Here is a 26061-nt window from a genome sequence, read left to right as displayed (position 1 = left end):
TGGGAAAGCCTAGATGGTAAGCCGGTTTTGCTAAAAAACAAAATTACAGTTTTGGGATTCGTAGGTAATGATGTTTTAAAAAACGAAGAAAATCTATTTAATCTGAATCAGAAAATATACGGAAAATACGAAGGCTTTGATGACTTTCAGTTGGTAATGATAGCCCAAGAGGGTTCTGAACAACAAGTTAAAAATTTATTAGAAAAGCTTTCAAGATTCTCGGATGACTTAACGGGTTGGAAGTTTGTTTTTGCCAAACAAAATGAGATTCAATCTTATTATGATTCATTTAAATTACTCGATCATCTTAATGAAAATGGTAGTACAACAAAGGTTATTATTATAGATAAAGATAAAAACCATCGCGGGCGAAAAGGAAAAAATAAAGACGGAAAAAACGAATACAAGGAAAGTTATAACACAAATTCTGCTGCCGATTTGCATAACGACATGTCCGATGATGTGAAAATCATGCTCAGAGAATATCGATTGGCTTTGAAGAGGAATAAGAATCAAGAAGATTTTCGTTTACACGTAAAAAAATAAATAATGAAAAACAAATCATATATAGGTACCGCTTTTATTATTCTAGTTTTTGGGATTTATTTTGTTCCTAAAATTATAGACAAAATAAAAAATGAAGACATTGTAAAAGGTGATAGATTAAATATTGAAGGGACTACAACATCGAACAAAAGTGATTTGATAACTATTGGCAAAGCCCCAAAGTTCTCATTAACAAACCAAGAAGAAGTAACAATATCTGACGAAAGCTATAAAGGAAAAGTATATGTTGTCGAGTTTTTCTTTTCTACTTGTCCGTCAATTTGTCCAATTATGAATAGAAACATGAAATTAGTTCAGGAAGCATTTGCTTCAAATACTAATTTCGGAATTGCTTCAATAACCATAAATCCATTTAATGACACGCCGGCAGTACTAAAAAAACATGCCGAAATGATAAATGCAAAAGGAGTAAACTGGCATTTTCTTACTGGTGATAAAGCTAAGATTTTCGAAATTGCAAACAAAGGTTTTAACCTATTTGCTGGAGAAAATAAAAAAGTAAATGGAGGATTCGAACATTCTGGTTTTTTTGCGTTAATAGATAAAAATGGAGATATTCGTTGTCGAAAAGATGAATTTGGCAATCCAATTATCTATTACGATGGGCTGGAAGAAAAAGGAGTAAAAGCAATAAAACAAGATATTACTAAATTATTAGCAGAATAAAAATGGAAAACAAGATTTCAGAAAAAAAGTACAATGTTTGGATTACTATATTATCAATTGCGATTCCACTTGTGGTAGCCATTTTGTTTAAAGTAAAACTAAGAGATTTAGGTTTCGATGTAAAACCATTGTCATTCTTACCACCTGTTTACGCCACAATTAATGGGATTACAGCCATAGTCTTAGTTTGGGCAGTTATTTCTATCAAAAAGGGAAAACGAAAATTACACGAGAATCTTATGAAAACTGCTATTGCACTTTCGTTGGTGTTTTTAGGAATGTATGTGGCGTATCACATGACATCGGAATCGACAAAATATGGCGGAGAAGGTATTTTGAAATCAGTTTACTTTTTTATATTGATTACTCACATTATACTATCAATAGTGACTATTCCTTTGGTTTTAATTACTTATGTTCGTGCATTGGCAGAAAAATTTGACAAACACAAGAAAATAGCAAAAATTACTTTTCCTGTTTGGTTGTATGTTGCCGTTACAGGCGTTATTGTTTATTTAATGATTTCTCCTTATTATGTTAATTAGAGTCGAAAGTCGAAAGTCGAAAGTCGAAAGAAAAAAAAAGAATAATAAGAAACAAGAAGTAAGAAGAAAGACTTCTCAAAATCTTGCTTCTTACTTCTTGCTTCTTATTATTAATTTCTATACTCTAAATTCACAAGCGCAATGTGCCATGTGTCGTGCATCGCTAGAAAGTACAGGAAACGTATCACAAGCAGAAGCGGTAAATGATGGTATAATATACCTAATGATTATTCCGTATGTTCTTGTGGGTCTTATTGCCTTTGCTGTTTATAGAATGTATAGGAAGAAGAATTAATTACATTCCATTTATATTTACTTTCACATTTCCAGTAATATTCAAAAAAGCAACTATAGCATTATTAGTCAATTGCACTTTTCCGAAAATAATATCGTTTAATTTACCGTTTACAAAAACGCCGGTCATGGGAGAATAGTTATTTAAGTATTTTAGGATATTTTGCTTCCCTTCTTCTAAATTTGGTTGTAAAGAGTAACGACAAGTGGCTCTTATTTTGTTTAATATTAAACCTTGTGCAAACCAGTTGGCAGTTTTCATGAGTTTGCTTTTGGTCTCTAAAGCATAATCTAAATTGTCAAAAAATAATTCTTTAGTTTCTGCATTATATTGCGGGAAACCAGATAAATAAATGCGACCATTTAAGCTTCCAAGCATATCTAGTGCAATAACCATTTTGCCTTGTTTGTGCCAAATTTCTACATTTTGAATCGTTACTTTTCGTTTTCCTGAGCCAAATTCTTTTCCTTTAAAATTAGCCGTCATTACCCTTGAAGCATCTTGATAAGTAGAAACTGCAGCAATATTTGCCACTACTTTTTCAGGTAAATTGGCAATGGGTTTCAATACCATCTTTTCTTTGAAGAAATTAGGTTTTGGCTTTTGTCCTATATAGGACTCCATTAAGCATTTAAGACCAACAGTCATTGAAACTGCGTTTTTTTCTAAAGTAGCTTCGGTGGCATATATTTCCTGCGGTGTTACTTTTAGCCAAGTCTGGTATGTTGGACTCATCTCGAATGGCTCGCTTGCTTTTTGCATCATTTCGAGAATATTAGATTTAAAATCGAGGGATTTTTCTAACGATTCATCAATAGTTTTTTCAATTTTATTTCTAAAAATTCGAATCGTTGGATTTACTAAATAAGTAACAGGAATCTCTTTTCCAGCAATTAAAATAGTTGGACTTTCTTGCCATTCAAAATCTTGTAATTCGGTGGTAGTGGTAATTTTCCAATTACTCATTTTTACATCACTTAAAAAAGTAATTGTTCCGTTTAGGTTTAATTCGCGAGTGTCATATAAATTAAGACCTAATGCAGATGTTCCGTATCTAACTTTTGCCCAGATTTTTAGAGGGACAATTGTTTTTAGCTTATTGTTTTCTTCCGAAATTAATATGGGAGCATTCTTCCAGATTTTCATTTCAGTTTTATCATCATCAATATTATGGTCGTCATAAATTAATCCTACTAAAGCTTTATTGGTTTGATTTTCAATATCCTTTAGTGTTAATGTTACTGGAAAACTAATATAAGAAGAAGTTATAGGATAAGTTATAGGTGTGGCTGCATCTGGCTCGGGTTTCATAAGCTCTATTTTTTGAGTTGTCGAACAACTGGTGTATAAAATCGACATTGTAAAAAACCCAATAATTCGCAAAATGTTTTTCATCAAAAAAAGTAATTTGAACAAATGTAAAGTTATTTTTTAATAAATTTCATTCATTAATTGTAACAAATTGTTAAAGCAAGAGTCTTATTGTAAATTTAATTTAGAAAAGGTTAAATTCGCTAATCATAAAACTTCCATATTGTATAAAATGCAAAATATAAAATACTCATTTTTAATAATTACAACATTGTTCTGTTCTTCTGTTTCTTTTAGTCAAGCCAAAAAATGGACACTTGAGGAATGTGTAACTTATGCTGTCGAGCATAATATTTCGATAAAACAAACTGCTTTAGATAAAGAGTTGGCAGATATTTCTAAAAAAGATGCAATAGGAAGGTTTCTTCCTTCTGTAAATGCACAAGCTTCTCACTCTTGGAATATTGGTTTAAACCAAAATATAACGACAGGTTTGTTAGAAAATCAAACTACACAATTTACTTCAGCAGGATTAAATGTTGGTATAGATATTTATAAAGGTTTGCAAAACCAAAACCAGTTGCGAAAAGCAAATCTAAGTAGGATTGCTTCTCAATATCAACTAACAAAAATGCAAGAAGATGTTTCGTTAAATGTTGTAAATGCTTATTTGCAAATACTTTTTAATAAAGAAAATTTAAAAGTGCAACAGCAACAGTTGGTTTACAATAATAAACAATTAGAAAGAACTAGTGAACTAGTAGATGCAGGAGTAACACCTCGTGGAGATTTACTTGATGTAAAAGCTACAGTAGCAACGGATAATCAGCGACTTATTGCTGCAGAAAACGCCTTGTTTTTGTCTAAATTAAGTTTAGCACAATTATTACAAATTGATGATTTTCAAGAATTTGATATTGCAGATGCGGAAATTCCTGTTCAGGAAAGCACCATTTTAATGCAGGACCCAAAAATAATTTTTGATAAAGCAAAAGAAACTAGAACTGATTTAAAAATCGCCCAAACAAACGTGCAAATTGCCGAAAAGGATGTTAAAATTGCTCGTGGTGCTTACCAGCCAACATTACAAGGTTTTTATAGTTTTAGCACACGTGCAGGATATTCAAATAGAGTAGTAGGATTTACACCAAATACAAACAATCCGACATCTATAATTGGTTATGTAGACGGCACAAATCAAGCTGTTTTACAACCTAATTTTTCTACAGTATTAGGAAAACCAGATGCTGTTTTTAATCAGTTTAGTGATAATAAAGGACAAAGTTTTGGTTTGAATTTAAGTGTTCCAATTCTTAATGGTTTTTCAGCAAGAAACAATGTTGCTCGTTCAAAAATCGCATTAGATCGCTCAAAAATCTCATTGCAGCAACAAGAATTAGATTTAGAAAGAACAGTTTTTACAGCATATACCGATACAAAAGGATCCCAAAAAACGCATGAAGCAGCCGTTTCAACATTAGAGGCAAGACAGCAAGCATTCAGTTATGCAAAAGAAAGATATGAAGTAGGATTAATGAATGTTTTCGATTTCAATCAAGCCAAAACTTTATTTGTAAATGCACAATCGGAAGCTTTAAGAACTAAATACGATTATATTTTTAGAACTAAAATCTTAGAATTTTACTTCGGAATTCCAATTATTAAAAAACAATAAGTTATCATGACAAAAAAGACAAAATATATTTTATTAGGATTAGTTGTTGCCACAGTTATAGGTTTAATATATCTAAAAAAATCAGGTGCAATAGGAGATAGTAACAAAGGTAAAGAAGTTGAAATTTCGACAATAGAACAACGTACAGTGATAGAAACTGTTTCTGGAACTGGAAAAATTCAGCCTGAAATTGAAGTTAAAATTTCATCGGAAGTTTCGGGAGAGATTATTGCGCTTCCTATAAAAGAAGGACAAACTGTCAAAAAAGGAGACTTGTTAGTAAGAGTAAATCCAAAATTATACACACAAGGATTAAATCGTTCTCAAGCAGGATTGTCTAATACTAAAGCGGGTTTAAGTCAAACCGATGCGCAATTTAAAGAAGCAAAAGCAAGTTATGATAGAAGCAAAAAACTGTATGATAAAGGTATAATTTCCAGAGCAGAATGGGACAAATCTGTAGCGACTTATGACGGTGCTCAGGCAGCAAAACAAGCGGCATATTATAACGTGCAAAGTGCATCTGCTACTGTAAATGAATCTAGAGAAAATTTAGGAAAAACAGCAATTTATGCACCAGTTGACGGAACAATTTCTAAGCTTAATGTAGAATTAGGGGAACGTGTTTTAGGAACGCAACAAATGACAGGAACTGAAATGATGCGTGTTGCCGACTTGAATAATATGGAAGTAGAAGTAGATGTAAATGAAAATGATATTGTAAAAATCTCTATTGGAGATTCTGCAAAAGTTGAAGTGGATGCTTATTTAAAAAAAGAATTTAAAGGTATTGTAACAAGCATTTCAAATTCTGCCAGTACAGCTCTAACTGCAGATCAAGTGACTAATTTTAAAGTTAAAGTTAGAATTGTTAAAGAATCTTACCAAGATTTAATGGTTGGTAAACCAGCTAGTTTTTCACCATTCCGTCCAGGAATGACTGCAACAGTCGATATTATTACAACTCGTAAAGAAAATGTTGTAGCTGTCCCAATTAGTGCTGTTGTCATGAGAACCGATACCACTTCATCAAGAAAAGAGTATGTAGTTGAAGATGAAAATTCAGACAATTCAGAAGGAACTCCAGAAGTAAAAAACGAAAAAAGATATGAATGTGTTTTTGTTAAAGTGGGTGATAAAGTAAAGCTTCGCGTTGTAAACACAGGAATTCAAGATGATACTTATATAGAAGTGATTGGTTTAAAAAAAGGAGAAACTATAGTAACCGGACCTTATACAACAGTTACTAAAGAGCTAAATCCTGATGATGTAGTTTATGTAAAAACTAAAGAGCAAATTGCTGCCGAAAAGAAAAAAGAAAAGGATAGTAAAGATAGTTAAATAGATAAGCTCCAATTTTGGAGCTTTTTTTTGGATTTAAACTGTCTAACATAAATCAACTAAATGTTCTAAATGATTAAAGAATTATTTAAAATCTTAGACTGATTTGTTTTCATATATCATAATCTCTAACTTTGTAACTTTACTACTCAAAAAATGACATACATATTAAATATAGAAACTGCTACAAGAAACTGCTCCGTTGCTTTATCGCAAAACGGAAATGTTATTGCTTGTACAGAAATTGCTGAAGCGGGTTATTCTCACGCAGAAAAATTACATATTTTTATTGATGAAATTATAAATGAAAATAAACTTACTTTCAAAGACTTGTCAGCCATTGCTATTAGTCAAGGACCTGGTTCTTATACAGGTTTGCGCATAGGAGTTTCGGCAGCAAAAGGATTGTGTTATTCTTTAGATATTCCACTTATTGCGGTTGATACTTTAGAGATTTTGGCTAGAAAACTTAATGTCGAAAAAGGAATCATCATTTCTATGATTGACGCTAGAAGAATGGAATGTTATACAGCTATTTTTAATAACAAATACGAAAAGATAAGAGAGGTAAAGGCTGAGATTATCGATGACTATTCTTTTCAAGAAATTACCGAAACAATTCATTTTGTAGGTGATGGAGCTGTTAAATGCAAAGACATTTTAACTGATAAAAAATTCGTTTACCATGACGAAATAGAATTTCCATCGGCAATTGAAATGAGTAAAATTGCTTATGATAAATTCAAAAAAAACGACATCGTTGATGTCGCTTATTTTGAACCTTTTTATCTAAAAGACTTTATGATGACTGTTTCGTCAAAGTAATTAGTCTGCAACTTCATCTGCTGCTTTTTCTGAAGTCTCTGTAGTGAAATTGTTTGCTTTTTCCTTTACAGTTTCTACTGCATCATGAGCTATTACTTCAGCTTTATCAATTAAATCACCTGCTTTTTCTTTTACAGTCTCAACAACATTTTCTATTGTTTCTGCGGCTTGAGGTACATATTCTGTTACTTTTGCTTTTGCTTGTTCAGCAAAATCTTCTACTTTGTCCATTAGTGGTGCTGCGCTTTCTTTTGCTTTTGCAATTGCATCGTCAGCGAAATCTCCTGCTTGGTCAATTATTTCTTCTACTTTTTTTGAACCAAATATGTTCTTAAAAAAACTTGCTACTCCCATTTTGTTTTAATTTTAAGTTATTCCTGTAAAACTACATAATTTTGTTTAAATTATATTTTAAAATTGTTAAAAACTTCCTCAATTCTTTTATTTGGAAGTAAACAGGTTTTGTTTTGGCAAATGTAAAATAAGTTTTCGTTTTTGATAAATCGATTTTCTAAAAATGGTAAATCGGAACTTTTTGTTGTTCCAGCGGCAATAATGTGAGGTAAATATTCAGTATTTATTTTTTTAATATTTGCCAATGCATTGTCACCACAAATTGCAAGTTCTTTATTGTCTTCAGACAAATTCATCCATAAATTTAGCCAATTCGAATAAGCCGATGCATAATCCATATTAGGAATCATGTGATGCAACATTTGCAATGCTATTTTTTCATAATAACTATTGCTGAATAAAATACTCAAAACATATAAATTATTTGCCATCACTGAGTTGGAAGCTGGCATGACATTATCTTCGGTTTCGAAATGTTGCGCAATAAGCTGTGCCGAATTCCTAGAATTGAAAGCAAAAAACTCTTGTTTTTCGTCATAAAAATTATCAAAACAATAATCGGTTAATTGTTTCGCTTGATGCAAATAAGATTCTTCTAAAGTCGCTTGATATAAACTGATAAATGCATCGATTGTAAATGCATAATCTTCCAGAAAACCTTCAATAGTACTTTTGTTGTTTTTATAGGAACGATACAAAAAACCTTCTGGAGACCATTGTTTTTCGATAATAAATTGAGCGTTTTTTTTAGCAATAACTAAATAATTCTCATCTCCCATAGAATTATAAGCGTCAATATATCCTTTTAGCATGATGGCATTCCAGGAAGTGAGCGATTTGTCGTCGAGCCTTGGTTTGGGACGTTTTTCTCTTTTGATAAAAAGTAGCCGTTCCCAGTTTTTCTTCTTGTTTTGCAATTCGTTTTCGGTCAAGCCAAATTGTAGCGCCATACTTTCTATAGTTTGACTTTGTATAAGAACATAATTATCGTGTTCCCAAAAACCAAAATCATTTACATTATATAAATGACTGAAAACTTCGAAATCATTTTGCAGTATTTCTTGTAATTGCTCTTTTGTCCAAACATAAAAAGCGCCTTCTTCGAGTTTGTTATCTTTATTTAAACTATCAGCATCGAGTGCCGAAAAGAAACCATTATCTGAATTTAAAAATTCTCTTTCAACAAAAGTTAACGTTTTTTCGATGACTTCTTTGTATAGCGGATTTTTGGTTCTTTTGTAGGCTTGCGCGTATAAAGAAATGAGTTGCCCGTTGTCGTATAGCATCTTTTCAAAATGAGGTACATGCCAACGAATATCGACTGAATAACGTGAAAAACCTCCATCGATAGTGTCAAAAAGCCCACCGTGAGCCATTTTAGTTAGCGTTAAATCTACAAAATTAAGTAAATCTTGGGATTGCGTTTGAAAACCATATCGTTGCAAGAACAAATAATTGTTAGGCATCATAAATTTAGGAGCACGAGCGTAACCACCATATTCCCAATCGAAACTTTTAGACCATTTTTCAACTAATGGTTTTATATTGTTCGTGTGATTTTGTTCTTGAGAGGTATTGTGTTCTACAATACCCAAAACCTGAATGCCTTGGTGCAATTTTTCGGCATATTCGATGATTTTTTCAGGAGATGAAACATACATTTCGTGTAATTGTTGGAGTGTATTTGTCCATTCTTCTCTCCCAAAATAAGTGCCACCCCAAACTGGTCTTCCGTCGGGAAGGCAAACAACATTTAGTGGCCAGCCGCCACGATTGGTCATCATTTGTACGGCTTTCATATATATTGCATCGACATCTGGGCGTTCTTCTCGATCTACTTTTATAGAAATAAAGTTTGGATTCATTACTGATGCTACTTCTTTGTTTTCGAAACTTTCGTGTTCCATCACATGACACCAGTGGCAAGCGGAATATCCGATGCTTATAATGAGGAGTTTGTTTTCTTTTTGGGCTGTTGCCAATGTTTTTTCTGACCAAGCTTGCCAATGTATTGGATTGTTGGCGTGTTGTAGTAAATAAGGGCTGGTTTCTAAATTTAGCTGATTCATATTGGTTGGTTTAGTCCCGATAATAGTGGAAATCCTTGTCTCGTTTTTTTAACGAGACGAGATTGCAACGGATAGCGGGAAATAGCTTCAAAAAAAAGCGCTTCAAATATTGAAACGCTAATTTATAATTTAATGCCGATTTATTTTAGTTCGAAAGTAAATTTTAGTCTCGATTTTGGACTTTTATGCTACGCATTTATTGCTTCAACTTTTAATTCAGGTTCATTTAGCATGTCTTTTAGCATGCTTTCTATTCCGTTTTTTAGGGTAAATGTTGACGATGGGCAACCGCTACATGCGCCTTGTAAAATAACTTTTACTTGTTTTGTATCTTCAGAATAGGAATCGAAAAGTATGTTTCCACCATCGGCAGCAACGGCAGGGCGAATATATTCTTCGATAATATTGATAATTTTTTGAGAAGTAACATCAAGAGTATCAAAATTTGTAATTTGTTGTTTTTCTTCGTGTTTTGTAGCTACGATTTTAGTTTCGTCGACTGCAACATTTCCGTTTTCGATAAATTCTTTGATGAAACTACGAACTTCTGTAGTTATTTCTTGCCATTCTGCCACAGCAAATTTAGTTACTGAAATATAATTTTCGTCTATAAAAACTTCTTTTACAAAAGGAAAATTAAATAATTCTTTGGCTAATGGAGAAGCGTAAGTTTCGTCGATATTTTTGCATTCGACAATAGTTTTTGTTAGTTTTTTGCTGGCAACAAATTTCATTACTGCAGGATTTGGTGTACTTTCTGCATAAACCGTTACTGCGGTTTTCTTTGGGGCTTCTGATTGTTTTACCACTTCGCCACCATTACTTACAAAAGCTTCCATTTGTTCTGCTACTGCGTGTTTTACATCTTCCCATTCGACAATATTGTACTTTTCTATAGCAATAAAATTACCAGAGATATAAACCGTTTTTACAAATGGTAAATAAAATAATTGTTGAGCAAGCGGAGATTCGCTAGCTTGGTCTATGTTTTTGTATTCGTAGCTTTGATTAGGTGTTATGAAATAAGAAAATTCGAATTTTTGAATATTCGGATTATTCGTGTCTTTTATAGTGATAAGTTTCATGTTTATTTATTTTATGCAAAATTAAGAAACGTAATTGGTATATAATAAATTACTTTTTTAATTATAGATTAATTTAACTTTTGACAAACTGTTAATTTATTTATCAATAGACACAAAAATATCGTATAAGTAGAAAAACTTTCGCGAAAAATCATATCTTTGAACGTTTTGAAAAATATATTGGTCTGTCCGTTATTTTATTAAAAACAGCTTGAACTATTTCGTACCAAAAAGATTATAAAAATGAATTTCAAAAAAATAGTATTAACATTAGCTTTTATTTCTACTCAATTTGCTTTCTCTCAAGATGGCATAGCTGTTTACTCAGACTATTTATCAGATAATTATTATTTATTGCATCCATCGATGGCAGGTGCCTCTAGTTGTAATAAGATAAGATTAACTTCTCGTAAACAATGGTTTGGGAGTAATGATGCGCCATCATTACAAACGCTAAGTTACAATGGTTCTCTGGGTGAAAGTGGAAAATCAGGTATTGGTGTAATTCTTTTTAATGATAAAAATGGGTATCACTCACAAAAAGGTGGAAAAATTACTTACGCGCATCATATTATGTTCTCTAGAAGTACAAGCGATTTGAATAAGTTGTCTTTTGGATTAAGTGCAGGATTGGTACAAAATCAGTTGGATGAAACTAGTTTCGATTTGAACGATTTTGACCCAATTATTGCTGGGGTTCTTCAAAAAGCGTCTTATCTTAATGTTGATTTTGGTGCCTCTTATAATTTTTTAGATTTTTATACACATGTTACTGTTAAGAATGCACTTTTTCAAAGTAGAGATATTTATACTCAATTTGAATCTGATAATTTAAGAAAATACCTTTTAAGCGCTGGTTACACTTTTGGTAATTCAAGAAAATTACTTTGGGAGCCATCGTTGTTGTTTCAACTAACAGATAGGACTAAAGAGAAAGCACTTGACGTAAACTTAAAAGTTTATAAAGCAGTAGATTTTGGTAAAATTTGGGGTGCATTGTCATATAGAAGAAGTTTTGATGGTTCTCAGTATGTTGATGGTACAGAATTAAAAAACCAATATTTACAATACATCACACCTATTGTAGGTGTAAATTACAAGAAATTTATGTTTGCTTATACTTATTCTCAAGTTTCAGGAAATATTAAGTATGATACAGGTGGTTACCACCAAATTACTTTAGGTTTTGATTTTGGTTGTAAAAAAGAAAGATACGATTGTAATTGCCCAGCAGTTAATTCATTATAAAACATGTCCCGATATTTCGGGACTATTTTTTTGCATAAAATATGGTTATAAAAGAAGTAAACGGAAAGTATCCGCAAATTCCAGAAGATTGTTTCGTTGCTGAAAATGCAACTATAGTTGGTGATGTTACTTTTGGTGATAATTGTAGCGTTTGGTTTAATGCTGTGATTCGTGGAGATGTGAATTTTATTACTATTGGAAACAAAGTAAATATTCAAGATGGAGCGATTATACATTGCACCTATCAGAAGCATCCAACGATTATTGGGAATAATGTTTCGATAGGACACAATGCGATTGTGCATGGCTGTACTGTTCAGGACAATGTGTTAATAGGAATGGGCGCTATTGTAATGGATAATTGCATTATAGAAAGCAATTCGATTATAGGAGCGGGTTCGGTAGTTACACAAAACACGGTAGTCGAATCTGGAACTATTTATGCTGGGATTCCTGCTAAGAAAGTAAAAGACATTGATCAAAGTAATTTCGCTGGTGAGATTGAGCGTATTTCTAATAATTATGTAATGTACTCTAGCTGGTTTAAAGACGATGAATAATACACACAAGAAAGCCTAAATTTCCTTTTTAGTCCTGTTGTAGTGAAAATCCTCTCCTCATTTTTTTGGAAGGAGAAAGATTGTAACGACAGCAGGAATTAGTTTTACAAGAAGGCGCAAACTATCCGCTCTTAAAAACTTTTCTCAAAGACATTTTTTGAAAATCCCAATATATTTTTTAAAACAGCCGCATCACTATTTGCATAAAATACTTGTTGGCTGTTTTTTGTATCGGTATTTAATAAATTATTTTTCTCTAAAATGGTTTTGGTTTGTTTTGCTACGGCTTCGCCAGAATCTATTATTTTAATATTTTCGGGAATAATTTTTTTGATGGCTGGTACTAAATACGGGTAATGACTACAACCTAGAACCAAATAATCGATATTTGCCTTTATCATAGGTTCTAGATAGGAGGTGAGTAGTTTTGTCATTTCTGGGGATTCTATTTCGCCATTTTCTATGAGTTCTACGAGTCCATAACCTATTTGTTCGATAATTTTTATGGTAGTATAGCTTTCTACTTGTCTATTGAATAACTCACTGTTTATAGTGCCTTTTGTAGCCAGGATGCCTATGTTTTGTGTTTCAGTTTTGTTTGCTGCTGTTTTTATAGCTGGTTCAATTCCTATAATCGGTATTTTATATTTTGCTCTAATTTCTGCTATAGCATTTGTAGTGGCGGTGTTACAAGCTACTACAATCATTTTACAATTTTGTGACAACAATAAATCAATGTTCTTGTAGCAGAGTGCTATGATTTCTTGTTTGGTACGTTTTCCATAAGGTGCGTTTTTGCTGTCAGCTAAGTAAATTGTGTTCTCGTTGGGAAGTAACTGATTAATTTCTTTCCAGATTGATGTTCCGCCGATTCCTGAATCGAATAATCCTATTGGGTTGTTGTTACTCATAAAACAAATGTAAAAAAAAACTGTCTCGTTTTTTAGTACGAGACAGTTTTTTAATTTATTTTAAAAATATTAGAATTTTAATTCTTTTTTCACATCTTCAAATAAGTTTGGTCCGTCAGCAAGTATTAAACTTGAAGCATCCATAACATATTGGAATCCTTTTGCTTTCCCTACCTTTACAATGGCAGCTTTAACTTTGTCCATAATAGGTTTTTTAACTTCTTGTTCTTTTTCTTGCAATTGTTTTTGAGCAGAATCTCTGTATTGTTGAATACGTTGTCCCATGTCTTGCATTTCTTTTGCACGAGTTTCATTGATAGCTTCAGTTGCAGTTGCAGCTTCACCTTCGTATTTTTTCATTTTTGTTTGGTATTCAGTTACCATAGTACCGTATTCAGTATCGAAAGTTTTACTTAATTTTTCTAACTGTGCATTAGCAGATGTGATTTCTGGCATTTTTGATAATAAATCTTGCACATCGATGTGGGCTACTTTTGTCTGAGCATTCATTGTGTTAGCACCAAAAAACATAACTGCTGCAATAAGTAAAGTTTTAATCTGTTTCATCATTTTTAGTATTAGTGTATTAATTAATTTTTTTGTTTTTGTTTTTAATTATTTTTTTGTTTTTGCTGCTTCTTTATCAGCTGCTATTTTCTTCTTTTTTTCTTCTAATGCTTTTCTTCGTTCTTCTAACGTTTTTTTATTGTTCTCGATTATTTTTAAACGAGATGCTTCTTTTGAAGCCTTAATAGAATCTTTTGCTAATTTTGCATCTTCAATTTTATTAAAATTTTCAGAAGCTGTTCTGTTAGTTGCTGTAGAATCGATAGTCGTACCAGTTTTGTTTCCTTTTGGGTCTTCTAACAATTTTTTACGTTTGTCTTCGAAATCTTTTTTCTTTTGCGCTGCACTTTGTTTGCGTTCTTCGATTATTTTGTCGCGAGCTGCTTTTTTGTCCTCAAGAATTTTTTGTCTTTCGGCTAATGCAGGATTGGCTTCTATTTTTTCTTTTTCTTCTTCTTTTGCCTCATTTGTTTTAAGCTGTTTTTTGTTTATTTGCTCTCTCTTTTCTGATTGTGTTATCATCCTTACCACTCTGTCGCTTATGTCGAATGATTTTTTTGAAAAAAGCATCGTCAAGTCTGAAGATTTATCAAAAATGAAATCATATCCTCTTGCTTCAGCAATGTCTTGAACGGCTGTAAAAACTTGATCTTGCACAGGTTTTGCAATAGCTGTCTTTTGTATCATAAAATCACCGTTAGAACCAAATCGTTTTTGTTGGTAATCTATCAAATCGTTTTCAAGGAACTTAATTTCTTCTTCTCTTTCGTCTATAAGTTCTTTAGTAAGTAAAGCTCTTTCAGACTTAAGAATATCTTTCAATTTAGCTATTTCATTTTTTTTAACTTCAATATCCTGCTTCCATTTTTGGGCTTTTTGTTCTAATTGAACATTGGCTTCTTTGTAATCGGGTACATTTTCTAGGATATAATCCATATCAATATAACCTATTTTAGCTCCTTTTGCTTGGGCAATACTTGTTAGAGTTGCTCCAAAAGTCAGTAACAATAAAAAAAACTTTTTCATAAACGCGTAATGTTAAGTTCAACTATCGTGCCAAATATAATTAAAATTGTTGACCTATTATAAAATGTGTTTCCCAACCATTTTTAACATTTGATCCTTGAGGCGCATCGAAACCATGTCCGAAATCTATTCCTAGCAACCCAAATGCAGGCATAAATACTCTTAATCCTACTCCTGCGGAACGTTGTAGTGTAAATGGATTATATGTTTTAAAATCATTGTATGATGATGCTCCTTCTACGAATGTAAGTGCATAAATAGATGCAGTTTGTTTTAATGTAATTGGGTATCTTAATTCTAATGAGAATTTGTTATAAATTGGATCTCCGTTGTTTCCATTTACAGACAGACTACCATTATTTTTATATCCTCTAACTTGGATGTTTTCATTACTTGTCATAAAATTTCCACCTAATCCGTCTCCACCAACAACAAATCTTTCAAAAGGAACAACCCCACGACCTTGATTGTATGCTCCTAAGTAGCCAAATTCGCCAAGTGTACGTAAAACCAATTTGCCATAAAGGGTTGTAAACCATTCGGCTTTAAATTTTATTTTGTAGTACTCTAACCAGTTAAATTTTTTCTGATCTACTTTTGCTCTGTCGGCAGCAGCTAAGTTAAAATCAGTAACTTTATTTCCATTGTTGTCTATGTAATCACCGATTTGTACTATATTTCCGTTACCATCTAATTCATTTGAACGATTGATAGTATTTTTTAATTTATAGTCTTCGAGGTTTTCAAGGTTACCATAATTTAAACCGCTAAATGAAGAGTATGGCAAAGTAAATTTTCCTGTAAGACTAAAATCTGAACCATAAGTAGGAAAAATAGGGTTGTTACCTTTACTATTTCGGCTTATTCCTATGGTGTATGCTAAATTTCTTGAAGCTCCATTTCCAAAGGTAAATAAGGCACTGTTGAAATCGTTTAAATCATAATGTTGGTAACTTATGGCATGCGATAATACAAAATAATCATCTGGCACTTCAAGCTTTTTTGCGATACCTACAGAAGCAGAAAAAATATTCATGCTTTTTGATTTATCAGTTCTATATGATTGATTGTAACCAAATTGTTTGGTAAAAGATAATGATGTTGAAAAACTTACTGGTTTTTTACCTCCAAACCATGGCTCAGAAAATGAGAAACTATACGTTTGAAAATTTGTACTTGCCTGTAGACGTAAAGATACTTTTTGCCCGTCACCCATTGGTAATGGTCTGTATGCATTTTTCTTAAGAATATTTCCAATCGAAAAATTATTAAAAGAAAGTCCTAATGTTCCTATGAAACCGCCACCGCCATAACCACCTTGTAGTTCTATTTGACTGGCTCCTTTTTCTACTAGATTATATTTGATGTCTACGGTTCCGGCCGCTGCATCTACATTTTCGAAATCGGGTTTTATAGCTTCTGCATCAAAAAATCCTAATTGTCCTATCTCACGAATGGTTCTAATTAGTGTTTCTTTGCTGTAAATATCTCCAGGTTTTGTTCGAAGTTCTCTGTAAATAACTTTGTCGTTTGTTTTGTCGTTTCCTACAACAGATATTTTATTGAAATAGGCTAATGGTCCTTCGATTACACGGATTTCCATATCTATAACATTGTTGGCAGTCCCTACTTCAACTGGGTTTATTGTAGAGAAAAGATAGCCATTATTTTGATATAAATTTGTTAAATCTTCACCGTCTGGACTAGATTTATCTGCGATTCTTTTTTCTAATAAAACACCGTTGTATACATCACCTTTTTTAATTCCAAGCACTCTACCTAAAAGTTGGTCATTATAAACGGTATTTCCTAAAAACTTGATATCGCCAAAATAATATTTCTCTCCTTCTTCGATATTTAATGAGATTGACACTTTGTTTTTTTTATTATCAAAAGTTACAGAATCAGACACAATTCTAGCATCACGATAACCATTTTCTTTGTATTTATCTACAATTGAGGTTAAGTCTTCTTTGTATTTTTCTTTAATGTATTTTGATGATTTAAAGATATGAAGAACACTTTGTTGTTTTGTGTTTTTCATTGCGCCACGAATTTTCGAAACTGTAAACTGTGTATTTCCTTTTACAGTTATCTTTTCGACCTTCACTTTTTGGCCTTTGTCCACATTTACAACCATGTTTACATGGTTTGTTGTTGTAGTATCTTGGGTCGTTACAATGTTTACTTTTGTATTGTAGTAACCTTCTTTTTTATATTTATTTTCAATATAATTTTTAGTGGTTGTGATGAGGTTTTCGGTAACTATTTTTTCTGGTTTTAGTTCCGTGTCTTTTGTTATTGATTCTAGTTTTCCTTTTTTGATACCTACGAACTTCACATCTTTTAGTTTAGGAAGTTCATTGATGTTCAATTCAAGAGAAATACTATCGCCTTCTATTTTATCTACATAAAAATTCACATCGTTATATAGACCCAGTTTCCAAAGTTTTTTTATCGAATTACTAATTTCTTCTCCAGGAATTGTAATATTTTGCCCTTTTTCTAGACCAGCAAAAGTTACAATAGTTTGTTCGTTGTAGGTAATTTTCCCTGTAACAGTAACTTTTTTCAATATATAAGTTTTGCCTTGGTCAAAAGGAAGTCGATCTTGTGCATTAACTTGTACTGCGCCACCTAAAAATAAAAATAACAATACTAATTTTGTACTGTTTACTGCATTAAATAAATTATTTAATCTGTTCACTTGTTTTTCCAAATCTACGTTCTCTTTTTTGATAGCTAATAATGGCTTCATATAAATTATCTTCACTAAAATCTGGCCACAACACATCTGTAAAAAAAAATTCTGCGTAAGCTATTTGCCAAAGCAAGAAATTACTAATACGGTGTTCGCCACTTGTTCTTATTACTAAATCTACGTCTGGTAGATTGTGCGTGTAAAGATGCTTATTTAATATTGAATCGTCAATAGAATCTATTGAAATTATATTATTTTTAACTTTATCACTAATTATTTTAACAGCATTTATGATTTCCTCTCTAGATCCGTAGCTTAACGCTAAGGTAAGTGTCATTCGGGTGTTATTTTTTGTTTTTTCTATTACTTCTATTAATTCTTTTTGAACTGATTTTGGTAAATTTTCAAGATTTCCAATCGAATTTAACTTGATGTTATTTTTTACTAAGGTTGCTAATTCTTTTTTCAAGGAATTAATTAGTAATTTCATTAACAAATCGACTTCTAATTTTGGACGGTTCCAATTTTCGGTCGAAAAAGCGTATAAGGTCAGGTTTTCAACACCTAGTTTTGCACAAGCTTCTACAGTTACTTTTACTGACTTTGTCCCGTTTTCGTGACCAATAGCGCGCAACAATCCTTGGTTTTTAGCCCAACGACCATTTCCGTCCATAATAATGGCTAGATGTTTTGGAAGATTGTCTGTATTTATTGATGTTAATAAGCTCATTTTTGATTATTCGTTACAATAACAAGGTTTGTTTCCAAAGGTATAAGTTAGCGTGAGTCCAGTAAATACATACCAATCATTACTATTTGTATTGCCAAATTTCAAACTTTCTAAGCTTCCGTTTTTGGGTAAACTTCCGTCAATATCGTCCGAAAATGTATATCTAGCTCCAGATTCTATTCCTAAAACAAAATTATCTGCAATTCGCATTTTTAAACCACCAACAATAGGTATAGCTATTCCTCCAGAATTTCCATTAGAAACATATCTATCGTTTATAACATATAAATCATCGGAAGTAAAATAGCTTAAACCCGTGTATAAATATGGTGTTGAGATGAATCCAGATTTGTGCAAATTGAAATCAAACCAATTAAATTCGAATCCTCCAGAAAACTCGGTAATCGTGTTTTGAAAAGTATAATTTCTTTCCTGACGAGAAGTTAAATCAGAATTTGCGTCTATTCCTTTTATTTTAGATTGAGTTACCGAAAATCGCCAAGAATACCTTGGGTTTTTATTCCATTTGTATAAAATCCCAATGGCAGGTTCCTTTGGCGCAATATATTGAGTGCTTCCTACATCACCTATAAAGTTACTTCCTCCAGCAAAAACACCAATCTCATGAATTTGTGCATTTGCCATTTGAAAAAGAAAGAATAAGGTTAAAATGTAAGTCGTTTTTCTCATTTATTTTTAATAAGGGTGCAAATATACTAATTCTGAAGACTTAACAAAGTGAAAATTGTTATCCTAAACAATAATTAAGTTGTTTTTATAGTTGTAAAAACGAAAAATGCAGCGTTGTAGTATTTATATTGAAGATTAATTTCGTTTGTCTTCTCCCCAAAGCAGTTTGTTGCGCAAAGTTTTCAGGAAAGTTTCTTCAGGAATTTCAACCATATTAATCTTAAAAGGCGTTTTTTTAATTGTCAAAATCGCTTCATTTTTTACAGATGCAATTCTGGAATCTAACGAAACCAAGTAGTTTTCTTCACGACCAGAAACTTTAAGTTTTATTTCGGTATTGTCAGGAATTACAAGTGGTCTAGCGTTTAAGTTGTGTGGCGCTATGGGTGTTATAACTAAACCATTTGTTTCTGGGGTAAGAATAGGTCCGCCACAACTCATCGAATAGCCTGTAGAGCCTGTTGGTGTTGATATAATTAATCCATCAGCCCAATAAGAATTCAAATATTCTCCGTTCAAATAGGTTTCAATAGTAATCATCGAAGTAGTATCTTTTCTGCTTACCGTAATTTCATTCATCGCAAAATTTAAGTCTTTTATTTCTTCAATTTTACTAGAACATTTCAAACTTAACAAAGTACGTTTCGAAATAGTATATTTTTTTTCGAGAACTAATTGTAAGAAAGTTTCAATATTTTCTTGTTGCACAGTTGCCAAAAAGCCTAGTCTTCCCGCATTTATTCCTAAAATTGGAATTCCAGAATTTCTAACCAATGTTGCAGCTCTTAAAAAAGTTCCGTCGCCACCAACACTAATCAGCATATCGAAACTTTTGTCTAAATCTTTATGTGAGCTAAATTTTTGATACGTATCTTGTATAGATTTATTTTCGACCAAAATAGTAGCGAATTTTTCTTCGATAACAACTTGAACTTTATTTTGATTCAAAAAAGCAAACAATCGCTCTATAATTGGCGAAGTAGAATTCTGATAAAATTGTCCAAAAACAGCTATTTTCATTTTTCTTGTTTAATCATTTAATTTTATTTTTGGTTAACCGAATAACCAAACATACAAAGACTATATATTAAGGTATTTGTCTAAATATTCTGAACGCTCTTTCAAGTTGTTTATGTAATTATCTTCTTGATGGTCGGAAATAATTTCATACTCATAACGTCGAAAAGTTTGAATAATTTCGTTCATTCCACCAGCAGCAATTTTAATTGTTATTTGTATTTTCCCGTTTGTAGAATCCGAAATAAACAAACCTAAAATCCGACCATTATTTCCTTCAACAATTTGGGAAATTTGACTAAATGAATATTCGATAATATTTTTTTCGATAATAATGATACCGCCTGGTTCTTTTAAGAATGGTGTTTCGTTAAAAAACCGAATTACATCTACAATTTCATAATAACCTAAATATTTATTATTCTCATCTAGAATTGGTAAAATGGTAGTTTGGTTTTTTGCAAAATCTTCTAAAACGTCTAACCAAATCGAATCGTTTTTAGCAAAAAAACCTTCAAGCGTATATTTATAATCGATTATTTTTTTATCAAAATCGAAAGTTTCTAGATCTTCACTTGACAAATTTCCAACAAAAACGCCTTCATCCATAACTGGAAAATGCGAAAACGAAGCATCTATAAAAAAATCCTGTGCAACAGCAACACTTTCGTGAATGTCGAGCGGCTTGTAATCGTTATTTATATAGTCGGATAAAATATTCATAGCTAAAAATGTACTGCAAAATAATTAAAAAATAAGTTACTATGCTTGTTTTAGTTTGTATTTTTGTGATTTATAAATACAAATTAAGTTTATAATGACTCAAAATCAATGCAAGTTAAGTGTAAATATCAATAAAATTGCCACTTTACGAAACTCTCGTGGCGGAAATGTGCCAGATTTACTAAAAGTCGCTGCCGATATTCAGAAATTTGGAGCGCAAGGAATCACAATTCATCCACGTCCTGACGAAAGGCACATTCGTTACCAAGATGCACGAGATTTAAAATCGATTGTTTATGCCGAATATAATATAGAAGGAAATCCGCTCGAACAATCATTTATCGATTTAGTTTTAGAAACAAAACCAACACAAGTAACATTGGTCCCTGATGGAAATGATAATTTGACCTCAAATGCGGGTTGGAACACCATTAAAAACAAAGATTTTCTAACCGAAATTACACAAGAATTTCAGCGCAATAATATTCGTGTTTCCATATTTGTAGATCCAGTGCTTGAAATGATTGAAGGTGCAAAAATTACCGGAACCGACAGAATCGAATTATATACCGAAGCTTTTGCGCACCAATATGGTTTGGGAAACAAAAATGCTATCGAACCGTATACGAAAGCTGCCATTTTAGCCCATGAACTCGGAATAGGGATAAATGCTGGACATGATTTAAGTTTAGATAATATTCAGTTTTTCAATCAAAATATTCCAAATTTGATGGAAGTTTCTATAGGTCATGCTCTTATTTCCGAGTCTTTATATTTAGGTTTGGATAATGTAGTGAATATGTATTTGCAGAGGTTGAAGTAGAATAGATTTTTAAGGTTTAGTTTATATTGAAAATAATTTTTCTTCAATAGATAAAAATTGCTCTTTTGAAAATTCTTCAATATTTTGATTGTTTATCAAGAATATCGAATCACAGTTTTTGAATAAAATTTCTAAAATATGAGAAGAAATAAATACAATACTTGTTTTCGAAATTTCTCTAATATAATTCATCAAAATATAATTAGACTCTAAATCTAATCCATTGAATGGCTCATCAAAAATATATATGGCATATTCTTTTTGCAAAATAGCATTAAGATATGCCTTTTTTTTCATGCCCGTCGAAAACTCTTTTACTAATTTTTTTTCATCGATACTAAATAATTTTTGTGTGGTTTCTTCTTTAATATTTAGTAGGTTTCTGTAAAATTCCGAAAATTCTAATGCTGTAAGTTCGTCGTATATTAAAGGTTCTGTTGCACACCAAGCTATTTCGTTTTGAATGACTGGTTTGTTTTTATAACTGATTGTCCCATCATATGAAGTTAAATCTTTGATACATTTAAAAAAAGTAGTTTTTCCTTGTCCATTTTTACCAATTACACCATAAATTCCATTGGTTTTTAATGAAAATCTAATATTGTTAAGCACAACTTTTTGTCTATATTTTTTATTTTGAATTTCAATATCAAGCATTTTGTGCGTTTTTTATGAATGTTAACGATTTTTTGTATAGAAATGGAGCTATTATAAATGGCGTTCCAAAATAAATAGTCCCAATTGAAGCAACAAATGCAATTTGATGCATAAATGTATTTTCGAAAAAAGTATATTTAAAAAGTATATTTAGAACTGGTAAAAGAAATAGTAAGGGTGCAAATAATAATAAATCCCAATTTCTAAAAAGAATTATACATAGTAAAATAGGAAAACTAATTATTAGTGTGTTCTTCAAATTGGCTATAATTTGTTGTATTAAATAGTGCTTCGAAAGATAGAAACTGCTTTTAATATGCTCTATTGATTCTCTGTTAAAAGAAGAAAATGTTGCCACAACTCCAGTGAGCAGCAAACTGGCTATTTTTAAATTTTCATTTCCTGATTTTTCGCCCATGATAAATAAAAAAACAATAACAGGAATTACAACTATTAATTTATTTTTTCTAAAACTAATATGCCAAAAAGGGTCGAACAAAGAAAAAGGATAACTCATTTTTGAGTTGTTTATTTTAGGTAAGTTTATAAACAATAAAAGTAAGGCTGCAAATATAAATCCCAATAAATATTCTTTGTTTACAAGAAACAAAATCACATAAGGTAAGGTGTAAATAAAATATTCTGCAAATAGGATAAATTTGTAGTTTTTATTTAGCTTCAGTAATTCTAAATCCTTTCTGTTCGTATGATAAACTAGGACTTCTAAAGTAAAAAAAAGTAAATAATTTTTTATTTTATCAAAAACGCTATTCAAAAAGAACGGAATTAATAAAAACGCCATAATTACAAAAAACATAGCCAAAAGATCATCTTTTGCAACTAATCTGCGAAGCCGAATTAAAAAGAGAGTTCTAATTATTTTCATAAAACCAGTGCTAATACGAAGTGCTTTTTTTAAGTTTTTAAAATTAATCTTTTTTAAAAAATAAACAATTATTTTTGTGTCAAATTTAACTCATTATGTTATACTCAAAAATAGAAGGCCAAGGTATTCCACTCCTAATTCTGCACGGATTTTTAGGAATGTCAGACAATTGGAAAACACTCGCCACAAAATATGTCGAACAAGGATTTCAGGTTCACGCATTAGATTTACGAAACCACGGAAAATCTTTTCATTCCGACGATTTTAGCTACGAAATCATGGTACAAGATGTAGTTGATTATTGTGTGTTTCATCATTTAACTTCCGTTGATGTAATAGGACATTCGATGGGCGGAAAAGTAGTCATGCTTCTCGCTACAACTTATCCAGAATTAGTAAATAAATTGTTAGTTGCCGATATTGCCCCTAAATTTTATCCAGTTCATCATCAAACCATTTTAGCAGCATTGAACGCAGTCGATTTTTCTAAAAAACCATCTCGTGCAGAGGTTGAAGCTATAGTTTCGGACTATATTTCAGATTTTGGAACTCGACAATTCTTGCTTAAAAACTTATATTGGCAAGAGCCAGGACAATTGGCTTTTCGTTTCAATTTGAAAGTTTTCAATGAGAAAATTGAAAGTATTGGAAAAGCTTTACCTTTTGAGAATATATTTGAAAAAGAAACGGTATTTTTACGTGGTGACAAATCCGATTATATATTAGATTCAGATTTCGAAACCATATTACATCATTTCCCAAAAGCCGAAATAGAAACTATTTCAAATGCAGGACATTGGCTTCATGCCGAAAATCCTGATGCCTTTTTTGAAAAAACGGTACAATTTTTGAAGAAATAATTATCAATTTTAAACAAACAAAATATCATGAAACTACTTTTTCGCTTACTAATTACAACTATTATTGTACTAGCACTTTCTTATTTTATGGGCGGAGTTCAAGTTGACAATATCACGACAGCTATCAAAGTTGCTGTTGTTTTGGCATTGCTAAACACTTTTTTGAAACCAGTTTTGGTGTTTTTTACATTTCCAATAACAATCTTTACACTAGGATTATTTCTGTTAGTTATAAATGCTGGAATGGTTTTGTTGTGTGATTATTGGCTAGACGGATTTACGATAAGTTCATTTTTAACAGCATTATTTTTCAGCATTTTACTTTCCATTTCGCAATCAATTCTGTATAAATTTATTCCAGATAATAAATAGCAAAATTCGATAAGTTAAAAATTTGTTGGGTGGCAGAAATTTTGTAATTTTGTCACCCAATTTTATTATGTAAATTAAAGAGAAGATGGATATTAGAAGAATAGCAATAAGCCCGGTAATGGAAATTATCGAAATTACAGTAATGCCAACTGATTACAAAGGTCAAGTAGCAAAACGTATTAACGAAAAAATGCCTCTAGCAACTGTAAAAGGTTTTCGTAAAGGTGCTGTGCCAAAAGATTTAGTAGAAAAACAATACGGAAAAGCAATAAAACAAGAAGAAGTTAAGAAAGTTGTCGATTTAGCTTTAGAAAGATTTATCACTGCCGAAAGATTAGCATTGCTAGGAACTCCGTTAGAAATAGAAAAAGAAATTTTCAACTGGGAAGTAGAAGAATTAACTTTTCAATACGAAATAGGATTAGCGCCATTTTTCACTTTAGATTTAGAAGCAAAAACTGACGTAGTAAAATATATTGTTAGTGCTGATGATAAAATGATCGACGGACAAGTAACGCGTATCCAAAAACAATTCGGAAAAGCGATTCCTCAAGATGTTGTTTCAGAAAAAACTGATGTTTCAGGAACGTTTACAAACGAAGAAAAAGGAATAAATAATCCAATTACTATTTCTTTAGATATTTTTAAAGACAAAGCAACAGCTAAAAAATTCATCGGAAAAAAATCTGGCGATGTAGTTACAGTAAACACAAAAGGTTTATTTGAAGACGATCATCAGTTGATGGATTTCCTAAAAGTAAGTCATGATGACGTACACGGATTAGAAGTTGATGTAAACTTTACTATCGAAAACATCAATGAAACTGAGCCAGCAGAATTAAACCAAGAATTGTTCGACAAACTTTTTGGTGAAGGAAATGTAGCTTCATTAGCAGATTTGAAATCAAAAATAAAAGAAGATGCTGAATCTCAATTTGCAGAACAAGCACAGCAAAAACTAACAGATGATGTGGTTAATGCATTAATCGAAAACACAAAATTCGATTTACCAGAAGCATTTCTAAAAAAATGGTTGCAAACTGTAGGTGAGAAAAAATTATCACCAGCAGAAGCAGAAGCAGAATATTACCGTTCAGAAAAAGGATTGCGTTTCCAAATGATTGAAGGAAGAGCAATGGCTCAAAGTGACATCAAAATTAATTTTGAAGATTTAAAATCATTCACGTCAAGATCAATCCGTCAGCAAATGGCACAATTCGGACAAACAAATCCAACTGACCAAGAAGTAGAAGGAATTGTAGCAAGAGTTTTGTCTAACCAAGAAGAAGTAAAAAGATTGTCAGAGCAAGTAACAAAAGACAAACTTTTACAAATGCTAGTTGAAAAAGCAAATCCTACTACAAAAGAAGTTACTTATGAGCAATTTGTTGCAGCAATGTACGGCGAATAAATAATAAAATAATTAGTATATTTGAGCGTCTGAATTATATTATTCAGACGCTTATTTTTTTAAATTTATAAATACTAATAAGACAGTTTGTCACATAAAATAAAAGGTACGAACTTTGCTTTAAGATTAAAAAACTATGAGTTTTA

At 31.6% G+C, this 26061-nt stretch carries 27 protein-coding genes; 13 read left to right on the top strand and 14 right to left on the bottom strand.

The window, feature by feature from the left end; all coding sequences use genetic code 11:
• The 4 genes from ACH2BP_RS08040 to ACH2BP_RS08025 form a co-directional block, all read left to right on the top strand.
• A partial coding sequence (locus tag ACH2BP_RS08040; RefSeq protein WP_395058730.1) for a hypothetical protein occupies positions 1 to 546 on the top strand: 546 nt, incomplete at its 5' end.
• 3 nt (positions 547 to 549) lie between these two features.
• A complete protein-coding gene (locus ACH2BP_RS08035; RefSeq protein ID WP_395058728.1) occupies positions 550 to 1233 on the top strand; it encodes an SCO family protein in 684 nt (227 codons plus the stop codon).
• A gap of 2 nt (positions 1234 to 1235) precedes the next feature.
• Entirely contained in the window at positions 1236 to 1778 is a 543-nt protein-coding gene (locus tag ACH2BP_RS08030) for a DUF420 domain-containing protein (RefSeq protein ID WP_395058726.1), read from the top strand.
• Complete coding sequence (locus ACH2BP_RS08025; RefSeq protein ID WP_395058724.1) at positions 1768 to 2073, top strand: hypothetical protein; 306 nt, start codon at positions 1768 to 1770, stop codon at positions 2071 to 2073. The genes ACH2BP_RS08030 and ACH2BP_RS08025 overlap by 11 nt, the downstream gene beginning before the upstream one ends.
• Here the strand turns inward: ACH2BP_RS08025 and ACH2BP_RS08020 are convergent, their stop codons facing one another.
• On the bottom strand, positions 2074 to 3468 hold the full coding sequence (locus ACH2BP_RS08020) for a DUF4403 family protein (protein ID WP_395058722.1): 1395 nt from the start codon (positions 3466 to 3468) through the stop codon (positions 2074 to 2076).
• A 148-nt stretch (positions 3469 to 3616) separates the two neighbouring features.
• On the opposite strand from ACH2BP_RS08020, the gene ACH2BP_RS08015 reads away from it, so the two are divergent.
• From ACH2BP_RS08015 to tsaB, 3 genes are all read left to right on the top strand, one after another.
• Positions 3617 to 5059 (top strand): TolC family protein, encoded by a 1443-nt coding sequence (locus tag ACH2BP_RS08015; protein WP_395058720.1) that lies wholly within the window; start codon positions 3617 to 3619, stop codon positions 5057 to 5059.
• A gap of 6 nt (positions 5060 to 5065) precedes the next feature.
• A complete protein-coding gene (locus ACH2BP_RS08010; protein WP_395058718.1) occupies positions 5066 to 6400 on the top strand; it encodes an efflux RND transporter periplasmic adaptor subunit in 1335 nt (444 codons plus the stop codon).
• 156 nt (positions 6401 to 6556) lie between these two features.
• Positions 6557 to 7225, top strand: coding sequence for a tRNA (adenosine(37)-N6)-threonylcarbamoyltransferase complex dimerization subunit type 1 TsaB (tsaB, locus tag ACH2BP_RS08005; protein ID WP_395058716.1), 669 nt, complete (start codon positions 6557 to 6559; stop codon positions 7223 to 7225).
• Here tsaB and ACH2BP_RS08000 read toward each other — a convergent pair whose 3' ends face one another.
• The 3 genes from ACH2BP_RS08000 to ACH2BP_RS07990 form a co-directional block, all read right to left on the bottom strand.
• The gene (locus tag ACH2BP_RS08000; protein WP_395058714.1) at positions 7226 to 7579 is read right to left on the bottom strand and encodes a hypothetical protein; all 354 of its coding nucleotides are present in this window, start codon (positions 7577 to 7579) and stop codon (positions 7226 to 7228) included.
• Between the two features lie 50 nt (positions 7580 to 7629).
• A complete protein-coding gene (locus ACH2BP_RS07995; RefSeq protein WP_395058712.1) occupies positions 7630 to 9648 on the bottom strand; it encodes a thioredoxin domain-containing protein in 2019 nt (672 codons plus the stop codon).
• Positions 9649 to 9836: 188 nt separating this feature from the next.
• Complete coding sequence (locus tag ACH2BP_RS07990) at positions 9837 to 10733, bottom strand: NifU family protein (protein WP_395058710.1); 897 nt, start codon at positions 10731 to 10733, stop codon at positions 9837 to 9839.
• A 243-nt stretch (positions 10734 to 10976) separates the two neighbouring features.
• On the opposite strand from ACH2BP_RS07990, the gene ACH2BP_RS07985 reads away from it, so the two are divergent.
• Together ACH2BP_RS07985 and ACH2BP_RS07980 are read left to right on the top strand one after the other, a co-directional pair.
• A complete protein-coding gene (locus tag ACH2BP_RS07985) occupies positions 10977 to 11981 on the top strand; it encodes a type IX secretion system membrane protein PorP/SprF (RefSeq protein ID WP_395058708.1) in 1005 nt (334 codons plus the stop codon).
• A gap of 41 nt (positions 11982 to 12022) precedes the next feature.
• Positions 12023 to 12541, top strand: a complete 519-nt coding sequence (locus ACH2BP_RS07980) for a gamma carbonic anhydrase family protein (RefSeq protein WP_395058706.1) — start codon at positions 12023 to 12025, stop codon at positions 12539 to 12541.
• A 131-nt stretch (positions 12542 to 12672) separates the two neighbouring features.
• Here the strand turns inward: ACH2BP_RS07980 and murI are convergent, their stop codons facing one another.
• From murI to ACH2BP_RS07940, 8 genes are all read right to left on the bottom strand, one after another.
• Positions 12673 to 13452, bottom strand: coding sequence for a glutamate racemase (murI, locus tag ACH2BP_RS07975; RefSeq protein WP_395058704.1), 780 nt, complete (start codon positions 13450 to 13452; stop codon positions 12673 to 12675).
• A gap of 69 nt (positions 13453 to 13521) precedes the next feature.
• On the bottom strand, positions 13522 to 14019 hold the full coding sequence (locus ACH2BP_RS07970; protein ID WP_395058734.1) for an OmpH family outer membrane protein: 498 nt from the start codon (positions 14017 to 14019) through the stop codon (positions 13522 to 13524).
• Positions 14020 to 14067: 48 nt separating this feature from the next.
• Positions 14068 to 15045 carry an OmpH family outer membrane protein gene (locus ACH2BP_RS07965; RefSeq protein WP_395058702.1) on the bottom strand — a complete coding sequence of 326 codons (978 nt, stop codon included), beginning with the start codon at positions 15043 to 15045 and terminating at the stop codon, positions 14068 to 14070.
• A 40-nt stretch (positions 15046 to 15085) separates the two neighbouring features.
• Positions 15086 to 17803: an outer membrane protein assembly factor BamA gene (gene bamA, locus ACH2BP_RS07960; protein ID WP_395058700.1), complete on the bottom strand. Its 2718-nt coding sequence runs from the start codon at positions 17801 to 17803 to the stop codon at positions 15086 to 15088.
• Positions 17736 to 18476 (bottom strand): isoprenyl transferase, encoded by a 741-nt coding sequence (locus ACH2BP_RS07955; RefSeq protein ID WP_395058698.1) that lies wholly within the window; start codon positions 18474 to 18476, stop codon positions 17736 to 17738. Before ACH2BP_RS07955 ends, bamA begins: the two co-directional genes overlap by 68 nt.
• Before the next feature lie 6 nt (positions 18477 to 18482).
• Complete coding sequence (locus tag ACH2BP_RS07950; RefSeq protein WP_395058696.1) at positions 18483 to 19166, bottom strand: DUF6089 family protein; 684 nt, start codon at positions 19164 to 19166, stop codon at positions 18483 to 18485.
• A 135-nt stretch (positions 19167 to 19301) separates the two neighbouring features.
• Positions 19302 to 20186: an NAD kinase gene (locus ACH2BP_RS07945; protein WP_395058694.1), complete on the bottom strand. Its 885-nt coding sequence runs from the start codon at positions 20184 to 20186 to the stop codon at positions 19302 to 19304.
• A gap of 60 nt (positions 20187 to 20246) precedes the next feature.
• Positions 20247 to 20906 (bottom strand): CBS domain-containing protein, encoded by a 660-nt coding sequence (locus ACH2BP_RS07940; protein ID WP_395058692.1) that lies wholly within the window; start codon positions 20904 to 20906, stop codon positions 20247 to 20249.
• A 94-nt stretch (positions 20907 to 21000) separates the two neighbouring features.
• Between ACH2BP_RS07940 and ACH2BP_RS07935 the strand changes: the two genes are divergently transcribed.
• On the top strand, positions 21001 to 21729 hold the full coding sequence (locus ACH2BP_RS07935; protein ID WP_395058691.1) for a pyridoxine 5'-phosphate synthase: 729 nt from the start codon (positions 21001 to 21003) through the stop codon (positions 21727 to 21729).
• A 21-nt stretch (positions 21730 to 21750) separates the two neighbouring features.
• Here the strand turns inward: ACH2BP_RS07935 and ACH2BP_RS07930 are convergent, their stop codons facing one another.
• Together ACH2BP_RS07930 and ACH2BP_RS07925 are read right to left on the bottom strand one after the other, a co-directional pair.
• Positions 21751 to 22386, bottom strand: coding sequence for an ATP-binding cassette domain-containing protein (locus ACH2BP_RS07930; RefSeq protein WP_395058689.1), 636 nt, complete (start codon positions 22384 to 22386; stop codon positions 21751 to 21753).
• The gene (locus ACH2BP_RS07925; RefSeq protein ID WP_395058687.1) at positions 22379 to 23272 is read right to left on the bottom strand and encodes a hypothetical protein; all 894 of its coding nucleotides are present in this window, start codon (positions 23270 to 23272) and stop codon (positions 22379 to 22381) included. The genes ACH2BP_RS07930 and ACH2BP_RS07925 overlap by 8 nt, the downstream gene beginning before the upstream one ends.
• A 95-nt stretch (positions 23273 to 23367) precedes the next feature.
• Here ACH2BP_RS07925 and ACH2BP_RS07920 point away from each other — a divergent pair, with 95 nt between their 5' ends.
• From ACH2BP_RS07920 to ACH2BP_RS07910, 3 genes are all read left to right on the top strand, one after another.
• Positions 23368 to 24132: an alpha/beta fold hydrolase gene (locus tag ACH2BP_RS07920; RefSeq protein ID WP_395058685.1), complete on the top strand. Its 765-nt coding sequence runs from the start codon at positions 23368 to 23370 to the stop codon at positions 24130 to 24132.
• A gap of 27 nt (positions 24133 to 24159) precedes the next feature.
• Positions 24160 to 24504 carry a phage holin family protein gene (locus ACH2BP_RS07915; protein WP_395058683.1) on the top strand — a complete coding sequence of 115 codons (345 nt, stop codon included), beginning with the start codon at positions 24160 to 24162 and terminating at the stop codon, positions 24502 to 24504.
• A gap of 85 nt (positions 24505 to 24589) precedes the next feature.
• Positions 24590 to 25915, top strand: coding sequence for a trigger factor (locus ACH2BP_RS07910; protein ID WP_395058681.1), 1326 nt, complete (start codon positions 24590 to 24592; stop codon positions 25913 to 25915).
• Positions 25916 to 26061 lie beyond the last annotated feature (146 nt).

This window comes from Flavobacterium sp. (assembly GCF_043756175.1).
Taxonomy (GTDB): Bacteria; Bacteroidota; Bacteroidia; order Flavobacteriales; family Flavobacteriaceae; genus Flavobacterium.
This window is presented reverse-complemented; position numbering and strand designations above follow the sequence as displayed.

Coding starts and splice junctions, on each gene's coding strand:
- ACH2BP_RS08000 (WP_395058714.1), bottom strand. CDS start 7,579: ATGGGAGTAGCAAGTTTTTTTAAGAACATATTTGGTTCAAAAAAAGTA.
- tsaB (WP_395058716.1), top strand. CDS start 6,557: ATGACATACATATTAAATATAGAAACTGCTACAAGAAACTGCTCCGTT.
- ACH2BP_RS08015 (WP_395058720.1), top strand. CDS start 3,617: ATGCAAAATATAAAATACTCATTTTTAATAATTACAACATTGTTCTGT.
- ACH2BP_RS07940 (WP_395058692.1), bottom strand. CDS start 20,906: ATGAATATTTTATCCGACTATATAAATAACGATTACAAGCCGCTCGAC.
- ACH2BP_RS07945 (WP_395058694.1), bottom strand. CDS start 20,186: ATGAAAATAGCTGTTTTTGGACAATTTTATCAGAATTCTACTTCGCCA.
- ACH2BP_RS07930 (WP_395058689.1), bottom strand. CDS start 22,386: ATGCTTGATATTGAAATTCAAAATAAAAAATATAGACAAAAAGTTGTG.
- ACH2BP_RS07955 (WP_395058698.1), bottom strand. CDS start 18,476: ATGAGCTTATTAACATCAATAAATACAGACAATCTTCCAAAACATCTA.
- ACH2BP_RS07990 (WP_395058710.1), bottom strand. CDS start 10,733: ATGAAACTTATCACTATAAAAGACACGAATAATCCGAATATTCAAAAA.
- bamA (WP_395058700.1), bottom strand. CDS start 17,803: ATGAAGCCATTATTAGCTATCAAAAAAGAGAACGTAGATTTGGAAAAA.
- murI (WP_395058704.1), bottom strand. CDS start 13,452: ATGAGTAACAACAACCCAATAGGATTATTCGATTCAGGAATCGGCGGA.
- ACH2BP_RS08020 (WP_395058722.1), bottom strand. CDS start 3,468: ATGAAAAACATTTTGCGAATTATTGGGTTTTTTACAATGTCGATTTTA.
- ACH2BP_RS07965 (WP_395058702.1), bottom strand. CDS start 15,045: ATGAAAAAGTTTTTTTTATTGTTACTGACTTTTGGAGCAACTCTAACA.
- ACH2BP_RS08010 (WP_395058718.1), top strand. CDS start 5,066: ATGACAAAAAAGACAAAATATATTTTATTAGGATTAGTTGTTGCCACA.
- ACH2BP_RS08030 (WP_395058726.1), top strand. CDS start 1,236: ATGGAAAACAAGATTTCAGAAAAAAAGTACAATGTTTGGATTACTATA.
- ACH2BP_RS07935 (WP_395058691.1), top strand. CDS start 21,001: ATGACTCAAAATCAATGCAAGTTAAGTGTAAATATCAATAAAATTGCC.
- ACH2BP_RS07980 (WP_395058706.1), top strand. CDS start 12,023: ATGGTTATAAAAGAAGTAAACGGAAAGTATCCGCAAATTCCAGAAGAT.
- ACH2BP_RS07910 (WP_395058681.1), top strand. CDS start 24,590: ATGGATATTAGAAGAATAGCAATAAGCCCGGTAATGGAAATTATCGAA.
- ACH2BP_RS07970 (WP_395058734.1), bottom strand. CDS start 14,019: ATGAAACAGATTAAAACTTTACTTATTGCAGCAGTTATGTTTTTTGGT.
- ACH2BP_RS07915 (WP_395058683.1), top strand. CDS start 24,160: ATGAAACTACTTTTTCGCTTACTAATTACAACTATTATTGTACTAGCA.
- ACH2BP_RS07985 (WP_395058708.1), top strand. CDS start 10,977: ATGAATTTCAAAAAAATAGTATTAACATTAGCTTTTATTTCTACTCAA.
- ACH2BP_RS07925 (WP_395058687.1), bottom strand. CDS start 23,272: ATGAAAATAATTAGAACTCTCTTTTTAATTCGGCTTCGCAGATTAGTT.
- ACH2BP_RS07950 (WP_395058696.1), bottom strand. CDS start 19,166: ATGAGAAAAACGACTTACATTTTAACCTTATTCTTTCTTTTTCAAATG.
- ACH2BP_RS08025 (WP_395058724.1), top strand. CDS start 1,768: ATGTTAATTAGAGTCGAAAGTCGAAAGTCGAAAGTCGAAAGAAAAAAA.
- ACH2BP_RS07920 (WP_395058685.1), top strand. CDS start 23,368: ATGTTATACTCAAAAATAGAAGGCCAAGGTATTCCACTCCTAATTCTG.
- ACH2BP_RS08035 (WP_395058728.1), top strand. CDS start 550: ATGAAAAACAAATCATATATAGGTACCGCTTTTATTATTCTAGTTTTT.
- ACH2BP_RS07995 (WP_395058712.1), bottom strand. CDS start 9,648: ATGAATCAGCTAAATTTAGAAACCAGCCCTTATTTACTACAACACGCC.